At 39.5% G+C, this 7,323-nt stretch carries 4 protein-coding genes; 3 read left to right on the top strand and 1 reads right to left on the bottom strand.

Annotation, left to right across the window (positions count from 1 at the left end; translation table 11 throughout):
* Positions 1 to 604: 604 nt before the first annotated feature.
* The gene (locus B3E92_RS13175; protein ID WP_115049497.1) at positions 605 to 1,489 is read right to left on the bottom strand and encodes an AraC family transcriptional regulator; all 885 of its coding nucleotides are present in this window, start codon (positions 1,487 to 1,489) and stop codon (positions 605 to 607) included.
* Positions 1,490 to 1,942: 453 nt separating this feature from the next.
* Between B3E92_RS13175 and B3E92_RS13180 the strand changes: the two genes are divergently transcribed.
* From B3E92_RS13180 to B3E92_RS13190, 3 genes are all read left to right on the top strand, one after another.
* Positions 1,943 to 3,331, top strand: a complete 1,389-nt coding sequence (locus B3E92_RS13180) for an aminopeptidase P family protein (protein ID WP_115047957.1) — start codon at positions 1,943 to 1,945, stop codon at positions 3,329 to 3,331.
* A 73-nt stretch (positions 3,332 to 3,404) separates the two neighbouring features.
* Positions 3,405 to 5,579: a S9 family peptidase gene (locus tag B3E92_RS13185; protein WP_286897182.1), complete on the top strand. Its 2,175-nt coding sequence runs from the start codon at positions 3,405 to 3,407 to the stop codon at positions 5,577 to 5,579.
* A gap of 22 nt (positions 5,580 to 5,601) precedes the next feature.
* Complete coding sequence (locus tag B3E92_RS13190) at positions 5,602 to 7,275, top strand: M1 family metallopeptidase (protein WP_286897184.1); 1,674 nt, start codon at positions 5,602 to 5,604, stop codon at positions 7,273 to 7,275.
* The last annotated feature ends 48 nt before the right edge of the window (positions 7,276 to 7,323 follow it).

Consider the following 7,323-nt stretch of genomic DNA (forward strand, 5'->3'; position numbering starts at 1 on the left):
ATTGGTTATTTAAGGTTTTCATTCTCCCCGTTTGAAAACCTTTTTTTTTCGCCTATTTTTTTCATCAATTGCACGTATAGATCTGCTTTTTTGAATCGTTATTCCTGTTTGAAGGTCTTTAGGTTTATTTCCAGGAGTCGAATGGGTATAGAATTAGCATCACATCTGCATATCAACTTATAGCTAATCACAATTTTCAATCAATTTTTAGACAGTGATTCGTCACTCGTTATTCAGTTTCCACTGAGTCATCACTGAACGAGCACTGAACAAACACTGAACGAGCACTGAACAAACACTGAACGAGCACTGAACAAGCACTGTCTAAAACTATAATATAATTCCTACTTGATCCACAGTTGATTCGAAAAAAATTAAGACGAAAAAAGATAAGAGAGGACATTCTAACTGTCTTACACGTACATTGGAATTTAAAATGTGGTAAAATAGCAATTAAAGGATGCTATTTAAAGGCTATAAAAAACAGCGAGGCAACGGAAGTTGCCTCACTGCAAACCTGTTCTTTCATTTTACGAGTTTTAAATCGATAGTTGCCTTGTTGTACTTTAGCGGCAAGCCTAAATCTTGATTTCGGTACTGTATTCTAAATCACAGAGTAAAGCGTTTGTTTATATTGCTGCACATACTCTTTTGGATTGCAGCCTACGATTTGTTTAAAAACCCGATTAAAATTGGTAATGCTATTAAATCCGCAGTTATAGGCAATAAATGAAACACTGTCTAAGTGATCTTCATTTAATTGATTACACACTTCCTTGACTCTTATTCTATTGAGGTAGGTAACAAAAGTTACACCACAATGCTTTTTAAAATATCGACAAAATGCCTGTGGAGTAAGATTTGCATGGTCAGCAACATCTTCCAGCGTAATTTCGTCTTTATAGTGCTCCTTAATATAATTGCAGATGATATTAATGCGATTTGATCCGTGCATCGTATCAAAGGCAACTTCCACCCGTTCGTTACAAAGTGCTTCCGCCTCGCGTGAAATATTTGCCAATGCTCTTAATAAATAGAAAAAGTGCATTAACTTATCCATTTGGTCCGCAGATTTTAATAAACAGACCCGTTCTGCTATTTGGGGAAAATATGAATCGGGAACCTTAAACCCTCTTGAGTTGTTATAAATAAACTGATTCAACGATTCAAATTCCTCCAGGGAAAAAAGCGATTTAAGCCTTCCATTTGGATCGAAAAAAATGGAAACGGAGCGAGATTCATTCGAGAATCCGTCCTGGGAGGCAGACTTAAATACATGTGGTTGATTCGCTCCCAAAAAGAAAATATCATTTTCCTTAAAAGGATGTAAGGTGTCTTCCACAATCAAAACTCCCTTACCTTTTTTTATCCACATTAATTGAGCTTCTTGATGTCGATGGAAATGAGGATAAAAAGTTTCCAATATATCTTCTTGAATTGTTAGACTCTGTCCTCGCATGGTCGGCACAATAAATTGGAGCGTTTTCATATAGGTTTGTTTAGTTTTATGTTTACTGTTTAGTAACATAAATATAACAACTCCAAAGCAACAACACGACTTGGAAATAAAACATAAAAATACTATACTAAAATATGTTTAGTATTCGACAATATTTAATAATCCTCTAATAATACCACGCACAAAACAACGAATTGACAATAAAAACCCATTTATATTGGAAAAATGGGTTAAAATACAATTAGACTTTGATAAATTGTGATAATTATTATTCAATAGAAAGATTGAACTTTATTAAATTTCGTTTTTAGCACTTTTTAGTATAAAAAACGGAGAACATATCATTTGTAACAAGAACAAACACTACACATTAAAGAAAGACCTTTTAAATAAATCATTTTGAAGCGCATAAATTTTACGATATTCGTATTACACAATAGGCACCTAATTAGACAATCCAACTTCAAATAATTCCCAAAACTTATGTTCAAAAAAGAAATATATCTTAATCGCCGAAATAATCTGTTATCAAAGTTCACAACTGGCAAAATTCTTTTGCTAGGTAACATTGAAAATCCGATCAATTTTGAGCACAATACCTATCCATTTCGTCAAGACAGCAGCTTTTTATATTATATAGGTATCAAAAGTCCACGTTTGGCTGCCGTATTGGATGCTGAAAAAAACGAGACCATATTATTTGGCGACGAAATGACAATCGATGATATTGTGTGGATGGGTCAACAGCAAACTTTAGCTGAAAAGGCAGACCTGTCGGGTATCGACAAAATCCTGCCTTTCAATCAACTTTTCGACTACCTTAGCAAAGGAAAACAGGAGGATATTCACTATCTTCCTCCTTATCAGTCGCATAATAAATTATTACTTGAGCAGCTAACCGGCCGTACTGCAAATCAGCTCACCCCCTCTGTGGCTTTGATTAAAGCAGTCGTCGCACATAGAAGCATTAAATCGGCAGAAGAAATCCTCGAACTGGAGAAAGCGGTAGATATTGCCGTTGAGATGCATCGTATCGCTATGCGTATGACAAAACCTGATTGTTACGAATATCAGATCAGTAATGCCATGCAGCATTTTGCGCAAGATCAGGGTACCTCCTTCTCCTATCCACCGATAGTTACAAAACGGGGTGAAATCCTACACAATCATATGCAATTTCACCAACTTTATGCAGGTGATCTGCTTCTCAATGATTCGGGCGTCGAAACCGCTATGGGCTATGCGTCAGACTTGACCAGAACCTTTCCTGTAGGAAAACGTTTCACTGCGTTACAAGAGGAAATATACCAGATTGTTTTACATGCGTTTAAAACGGCAGAGCAGCTCCTGACTGCCGGAATCCACTTTAAAGAAATTCATTTAAAAGCTTGTGAAGCGCTTGTAGACGGACTTATACAAACAGGATTTATGAAAGGGAATACGCAAGATGCTGTCGCGAACCATGCCCATGCACTTTTCTTTCAATGTGGACTCGGCCATATGCTCGGCCTCGATGTACATGATATGGAAGATCTCGGCGAGCAATATGTTGGATATACCGAAGCAGAACCAAAGGATACCCAAACTTTTGGCATTAAATCGCTGCGGCTCGGTAAGAAACTGGAAGCTGGTAATGTGCTAACCGTTGAACCTGGCATCTATATTATTCCAGAACTAACGCAGCTTTGGGAGCAACAAAATTTACACAAAGAATTTATCAACTATGATTTCTTAAATAAACACCTTGATTTTGGTGGGGTTCGTATTGAAGACAATTACTTGATCGAGCAGAATGGATACCGACGTCTCGGACAATACCTTGAACGTGAAATCCAGGAAATCTATCAGCTTAAAGACAATCCAATTGACTAAATAAACTCGTGATAAAACCTTGAAAGTGAACTGAAATCTTTTTTGGGGATTCTTAAAAAAAACAGATAAACAAATGAACAAAATTAAACAGTTAATCTTTATTATCCTTATACTGGTTTTTTATGCGCCAAATTTACTTGTTGCACAGCGATTGTGGACAGATCAGGGTGACCAGTATTATGAATTTTCCGACAAGGGAATAGAAACGGTAAATCCGATAAATGGCATGCGAACAGTCTTCCTTTCGCAACAATTACTTATTCCGAAAGGCGCAACGGCAGCCTTAAAAGTCGAAAATTTTTCCATCTCCAAAAATAAGGAGCTTATTTTGATCTATACCAATAGCAAAAGAGTATGGCGAGAGAATACGCGAGGTGACTATTGGGTTTACAACAAGAAGACCAATCAATTGCAGCAACTAGGCAAGAAATTCCCAGCCTCGCAACTGATGTTTGCGAAGTTTAACCCGCAAGCAGATAAAGTAGCTTACGTGAACAAAGCTGACCATAATATTTACCTCGAGGATCTCGCCAATGGCAGCATTGTTTCGGTTACTAACGATGGTACAGACCGTTTAATCAATGGTACTTTCGACTGGGTATACGAAGAAGAATTTGGTTGTAAAGACGGTTTCCGTTGGTCGCCGGACGGTGCTTCCATTGCCTATTGGAAGCTTGATGCCCGCAACATTCGCAATTTTCTAATGATCAACAATACCGATAGCCTCTACTCCTACACCATTCCTGTGGAGTATCCTAAAGTTGGACAATCACCGAGTGCCTGCTCCATATGGACTTATGAACTTGCAAATGAAAAGAGCACAAAGATCAATATCCCCGGAGATCCCAACCAGCATTACATCCCCCGTATGGAATGGTGCCTGGATAGCAAACAACTTATTCTGGAGCAGCTCAATAGAAAACAGAATGAGAGTAAGATTTATACTGTTGCGCTTTCCAATAATAAAGGGCAAAACATACATCAGGAGCAAAGCGATTCGTGGATTGATATCAAAGCACGGTGGAACAACAATGATCCTTCCGGATGGGACTGGGTTCAAGGTGGAAAGGCCTTCATCTGGGTATCCGAAAAAGACGGTTGGCGCAAAATTTACCAGATCGATCTAGCAGGAAATGAGAAGCTGGTTATGAAAGCCGATTATGATATGATCAATCTTGATTTTTTTGATCCGAAAAATGAAACCATTTATTTTACGGCCTCGCCAAGCAATGCGACACAAAAATATCTTTACAGCGTGTCTACAAAAGGTGGCGTTCCAAAACGACTTACACCAGCCTCATACGAAGGAACCTGCGATTATGATATTTCAAAAGACGGTAAAATCGCCATCTTCAACTTTAGCAACCGGACAACATTACAGCACAATGCTGTTATTGAATTACCGACCCACAAAATACGCGTCGACTTTGAACTGAAACGTGAAAAGAAAGTCAGCGACGGCATTGCGGAATTTTTTAAAGTTAAAACCACCGACGGCATTGAATTAGATGGCTGGATGGTAAAGCCCCTGGATTTCGATCCCAATAAAAAGTATCCTGTTGTCTTTATGGTTTATGGCGAACCCGCATCGCAAACTGTGATAGACAATTTTGGTGCAGGTTATAACAGTCTATATAAAGGAAATATGGCACAGGACGGTTATATTTATATTTCGTTGGATAATCGCGGAACGCCTGCTCCTAAAGGCAGCTCTTGGCGAAAAAGCATCTACCGCAATATCGGACAGCTCAATATTCGCGATCAGGCTTTAGCAACGCAAGAAATACTGAAATGGCCGTTTGTCGACAATTCACGCGTGGCCGTTTGGGGCTGGAGCGGTGGCGGATCGAGTACGCTTAACCTATTGGGGCAATATCCGCAGATCTATAAAACCGGTATTGCCATTGCAGCGGTAGCCAATCAGTTACTATACGACAATGTATACCAAGAACGCTATATGGGCCTTCCGCAAGAAAATCTGGCGGACTTTGAAAACGGCTCGCCACTGAAATATGCAAAAAATATCAAAGGCAACCTACTCTACATCCATGGAACTGGAGACGACAATGTGCACTATCAAAATGCCGAAGTCCTGATCAATGAACTGATCAAAAATAACGTGCAGTTCCAGCTGATGTCTTATCCAAACCGCAGCCATTCAATTAGCGAGGGACAGGGCACACATGAGCATTTAAGGACATTATTTACAAACTATCTAAAATTACATTGTCCTCCGGGAGGAAGATAGACTGAATCGTTATTATTTAAAAATGAAAAAAATACTGTTATATGCATTGGGTACCTGCGGTCTATTGACCGCAGGTATACAGCAATCGGCAGCGCAGCTGATGAAAGAAAAAAATGAATTCACAAGAGCGGATTCACTGCGCGGATACCTGACGCCATTACGCACCTGCTACGACATCCAATACTATCATCTGGATGTTAAGGTGGATATAGATAATAAATATATTTCAGGTTCAAACCTTTTCCGTTTCAAGGCCACGACTGATTTTAACCGCCTGCAATTTGATCTTTTTGCAAATTTAAAAGTAAATAAAGTCATTTATAAAGGGAAAGAACTTTCCTTTACCAGAGAGCACAATGCGGTCTTTGTCGAATTTCCTACTGCGATCAAGAAAGGGACACAGGATGAATTTACCGTGTTTTATGAAGGTCATCCTACAGAGGCGGTTAAAGCTCCATGGGATGGTGGCTTTGACTGGAAAAAAGACAGCAAGGGCAAACCGTGGGTAGCAACCGCATGCCAGGGTATGGGCGCGAGTGTCTGGTGGCCAAACAAAGACCATCAATCCGATGAAGTGGATAGTATGATGATTTCCATTGCCGTCCCAAAAGAGGTGATGAATGTATCCAATGGTCGCCTGGTCAAAGTAGAAAAAATGAAGGATGGTTATACCAAATACCATTGGAAAGTCGCCAATCCGATCAACAACTACAATGTCGCCATCAATATCGGCGATTATGTTCATTTTAAAGAAAAATATAAAGGTGAAAAAGGACTATTGGATATAGATTACTATATCTTGCGCGAAAATGATACGGCAGAAAAGAAAGCTCATCTTCAAAAAAATGCCAACCAGACCTTAGAGGCTTTTGAACATTGGTTTGGTCCATATCCGTTCTATGAAGATGGCTATAAGCTTGTTGAAACCTACCATACAGGCATGGAACACCAAAGTGCCATCGCCTATGGAAACCATTATCAAAATGGCTATCGTGGCGGGGATGCGTCGGGAACTGGCTGGGGACATAAATGGGATTTTATTGTGGTCCACGAATCTGGCCACGAATGGTTTGGCAACAATATAACCTCCGCTGATCTGGCCGATATGTGGATCCATGAAAGCTTCACGAACTATTCTGAAGGTTTATTTATCGACTATTTCTATGGCAAAGAAGCTAGCCAAGCGTACGCTCATGGTATCCGAAGTGGAATCCAAAATGACAGCCCCATTCAGGGCCCCTACCACGTCAATAAAGAAGGATCTGGCGATATGTACCCTAAAGGCGGTGTTATGCTCAACATGATCCGTACGATGATGGACAATGATGAAAAGTGGCGAAATATTCTCCGGGGATTAAACAGCAAGTTTTATCATCAGCAAGTCGATTATAATGATATTGTCAACTACGTAAACCAGCAATCCGGTTTAGACCTTTTAAAAGTATTTGAGCAGTATGTACAGCATAGCGCCATTCCTACACTGGAAATCAAGCAAGATCCTTCAGGGAGAGTCTTGGGCCGATGGATCAGTGAAGTCAAAGGCTTCCATATGCCTATACATATTGGGGTAAAAGGTCAAAAAAGAGAACTTATCCAATTGGATCAACGTTTCAGACCGATTAAAATAGCCGGTTTAACGAAAGATAATATTGATATCGATACGTTCAACTATTATGTCGGCGTATTGGTCGAATAAAAACGGTTTCAAGGTTACAGACATAAAATAAATACAGCGCCCCGGAAA

Source organism: Sphingobacterium sp. UBA6317, from assembly GCF_002440385.1.
Lineage (GTDB): Bacteria > Bacteroidota > Bacteroidia > Sphingobacteriales > Sphingobacteriaceae > Sphingobacterium > Sphingobacterium multivorum.